The 3,772-nt window shown below is 70.1% G+C and carries 2 protein-coding genes; both read right to left on the reverse strand.

Annotation, left to right across the window (positions count from 1 at the left end; all coding sequences use genetic code 11):
- Positions 1 to 24: 24 nt before the first annotated feature.
- Positions 25 to 1,545 (reverse strand): cellulase family glycosylhydrolase, encoded by a 1,521-nt coding sequence (locus AB0C29_RS37755; protein WP_360830940.1) that lies wholly within the window; start codon positions 1,543 to 1,545, stop codon positions 25 to 27.
- Positions 1,546 to 1,667: 122 nt separating this feature from the next.
- On the reverse strand, positions 1,668 to 3,772 hold a 2,105-nt coding region (locus AB0C29_RS37760), incomplete at its 5' end, for a carbohydrate-binding protein (RefSeq protein ID WP_360830941.1).

Below are 3,772 nucleotides of genomic sequence, written 5' to 3' on the forward strand. Positions count from 1 at the left end.
GGGTGACGCTCGCGGTCGGTGACGTCAGAGGTACGGGGTCTGCGTCAGCAGGTGAGCCTTGAAGCCCTCACCGACCCCGGGCTCCGGGGTGCCGGCCCAGTCCTTGATGAGCACGGCGCCGCCGGTGCAGCCCCACGGGTTCCAGGTCCAGGCCAGGTAGCCCAGGCCGTGCTCGTCGGCCCAGTCCACCAGCCGCTGCATGTATTCGAACGTGCAGGTGTCCTGGCCGAACTCGCCCAGCACCACCGGCACCTGCGCGGCCACCGGCGCGATCTGGCTGTCCCAGCAGGCCTCGGTCACGCAGGCGTTGAAGCTGTAGGCGTGCCACGACGCCGCGACGTTGTCCAGCGGGTCGTCGGGCTGGTACGCCAGCCACTCGCGCAGGTCGTTGGTCCACTCGAGCCCGCTGACCATCAGCATGTTGGTGGCGCCGGTGGCCCGTACCGCGTCGACCAGGTCCTGCATGCCGGCCACCTCGTACGCGATGCCGGTGCAGGTGCCACCGTCCCGCAGGCACTGCCAGCCCGGCGTCTTGTTCCAGTCGCTGGCGATCTCCGGGTACGGCTCGTTGAAGAGGTCGAAGACGACCGCGTCGTTGCCCTTGAACGTGTTGGCCACGCCGGTCCAGAACTGGGGGGCGTAGCGCGCGTCCGGCACCGGCTTCTGGCAGGTCGCGTGCTCGTCCTTGCAGTGCCAGTCCGGGCCCGTGGTGTACGCACCCCAGGTCCAGTGCAGGTCGAGGATCACATTGATGCCGTTGGCGACCAGCAGGTCCACGTAGTCCTTGACGCCCTGCTGGTACGCGGGACCGCTGGGTTCGCCGCTGACGCCGAGCCAGCACTCCTCGTTCAGCGGGATGCGGACGGCGTGGATGTTCCAGGTCTTCATCGCGTCGACGGACGCCTGATCGACCGGGCCGGAGTCCCAGAGGCCCTTGCCCTGCACGCAGCCGAACTCGGCGCTGGAGCGGCTGACCCCCAGCAGCCGGTAGGTCCGGCCGTCCGTGGTGACGATCTTGTTGCCCGACACCTTGAGCTCGGGCGCGGGCCCGCTCGGCGGCGGGGTGACGGGCGGGGTGGTGGCCGGCAGAGTGCTCGGCGGGACCGAGGTCGGACCCGACGTCGGAACGATGGAACCCGTGCAATCGACGCCGTTGAGGGAGAAGGAGGCCGGTTTCGGGTTCGTGCCGCTCCACGCGCCGGTGAAGCCGATCGACGTGGACGCGCCGGTGCCGAGCGAGCCGTTCCAGCTCATGCTGGCCGCGGTGACCCGGGCGCCCGACTGCTTCCAGGCGGCGCTCCAGCCCTGGTTGACCTTCTGGTCGGGGCTCGCGAAGTCGAACGCCAGCGTCCAGCTGGTGACGGCCGAGCCGAGGTTGGTGATGGCCACGTCGGCGGCGAACCCACCGGACCATTGGCTCTGCACCGTGTAGGTGACCGAGCATCCGGTGGTCGCCGCCGTGGCCGGCAGCGTGACCGTGGCCAGGGTGCCGGCGGTCAGCGCTGCGACAGCGCCGGCGGCCAGCACGGTACGACGAATTGTCATCTGATCTTCCGAATCCGTAGACGGGTGAGTTTGGGAGCGCTCCCAGCAGCCTATTTACGCGATTGATCAGAGTCAATGAATGGCTCCCGGCCCCGCCGTCGGGCGGGGCCGGGATCAGGCGGTCACGCCGTGAGGCGCAGATAATCCAGGTTGAAGCCGCCGGTCTCGCAGTACAGCGTCACGAGCTGGTCGCCCGCGGCCAGATCGACCGGAACGTGCACGGACTGGTACGCCGCCCAGCCGCCCGTGTCCGGCACCGACGCCTTGGCCAGCACCGTCCCGGCCGCGTCACGCAGGGACACCGCGTCGGGCGCCACCGCACCGGTGCCGTTGGCCACCCGCAGCTCCAGGTCGTACCGGCCGGCCTGCGTCACGTCCACCCGGTAGGTGAGCCAGTTGCCCGGCGCCGTCCAGCCGACGTTCTTCCCGCCGCTGGCCGCCGGGTTGTTCTCGACGAACGACGCGCCGCCCTCGGTCCAGCCGTGCTGCGCGGTGTATGACTCCGCCTCGACGCGCGCGCCGACCGGAGCGCCGTGCGGGCGTACGGTCACGTGCACGGTGACCCGGTCGGAGGCCGCGCCGTCGGTGACGAAGAACGTCAGATCCTGCTCGCCGGCCACCGTCGGTTGCAGGGTCACCAGGCCGGTGCTCGCGTCCACCGTGACGCCGTCGGGCAGGTCGGTCGCGTAGTAGCCGAGCCGGTCGCGGTCCCGGTCACTGGCCGAGAGCTGGATCCGCGTGGTGCCGTACTGGTCGGCGACCACGGCGGGGAGCTCACGCAGCACCGGCGCGTGGTTGCGGTGCGCGGACGGGACGTGGCCGGTCCAGCGGTACGTCGCGTACGAGCTCGCCGGCACGGTCGCGGTGAACGACTCGCCGCCGAGCACGACGCGTACGGTGCGGTCGGCTGCCGTGCTGTTGCCCAGGACCGCCACGAAGCCGTCGCCGCGGTCGCGGAAGACCACGTTGCTGACGCCGCCGGCGGTGGCGCTGGACTCGACCCGGACGTGCTGCGGGCCGAGGTGGCGGGCGAACTGGCCGAGGGCGTAGAGCTCGTCGCGGACGGTGAACGTACGGGCCGTGGTGTCCACCTTGACCAGCCGGTTCGGCCACTTGGTGGTGCGGCCGACCTCGTCCCAGTCGATGTTGTTGTCGCGCGACGGCGTCCAGTGCAGCGTCCCGCCGTCCTGATCGGTCGTCTGCGCCCACAGCACGTACGACGAGGCGTCCAGCCGCAGGTAGCTCAGCACGGTGGCCGGGGACAGGTCGCTGGTCTCGGTCATGTGCACCGGCTTGCCGGTCTGCTCGTACGCGTCCCGCATCACCGCCGGGTCACCCCAGTACGGGTGGAACGCGATGGCGTCACTGGCCGCCCGTACCCGGGGGTCGTCGAAGATGCGGTGGTAGTTCTTGGTCGCGGTGCTGTTCGGGTCCTTCCAGTCCCAGAAGTTGAAATCGTGCACGTACAGCTCGGTGCGCAGCCGGTGCGCGGCCAGCTCCCGCTTGATGGCCAGGGCGAGCCGCTGCTGCTGGGCGATGCTGATGTCCATCGCCGGGTACACCACGTCGATGCCGGGCTCGTTGAGCAGCGTCAGCGCGTCGATGCGGATGCCGTGCCGCGCGTACGCCTGCAGGTACTTCACGTAGTAGCGGGCGAAGACGTCGATCGCGTCGTCGCGCAGCTTGCCGACCTGGTAGTACTCGGTGGTGCTGCCCGGCTTGAGGGCGACCTCGCCGGTGAAACGGTTGTTGGTCTTCATCCATGCCGGCGCGCTCCACGCGGAGGCGAAGAAGGTTGCCTTCGGGTTGTAGCGCTGGATCAGCTTGACGGTGTCGATGATGTGCGCGTCGACGTCGCGCTTGATCGAGAAGTACTGGAGGCCGAAGTCCTCGCTGACCCCGGCGGGCAGCTCGTCGTAGGACCAGAACGGCAGGTGCTCGATGAGGTCGGGGCTGCCGATGGTGAGCCGGAACCGGTCCAGGCCCGCGCCGGTCCGGGGATCGACCAGCAGGCGCACGGCCCGCTCCCGTTCGGCCGGGGTCAGCTTCCACAGATTGGAGACGCTCGTCTCGTCCAGGGAGAAGCCGACGCCGGTGTAGCGCTGCCGCTCCCGGCTCGGGTCGATCACGACGGTCGCGTCGGTGATCCCGCCGCGGTCGGGTCCGGTGCGGACACTCGGCAACGCCTGCCAGGCGTGCGCCGCGCCGGCCGAGTAGGTGCCGGTCA

This window comes from Actinoplanes sp. NPDC048791 (assembly GCF_040650095.1).
GTDB lineage: Bacteria > Actinomycetota > Actinomycetes > Mycobacteriales > Micromonosporaceae > Actinoplanes.

Coding starts and splice junctions, on each gene's coding strand:
- AB0C29_RS37755 (WP_360830940.1), bottom strand. CDS start 1,545: ATGACAATTCGTCGTACCGTGCTGGCCGCCGGCGCTGTCGCAGCGCTG.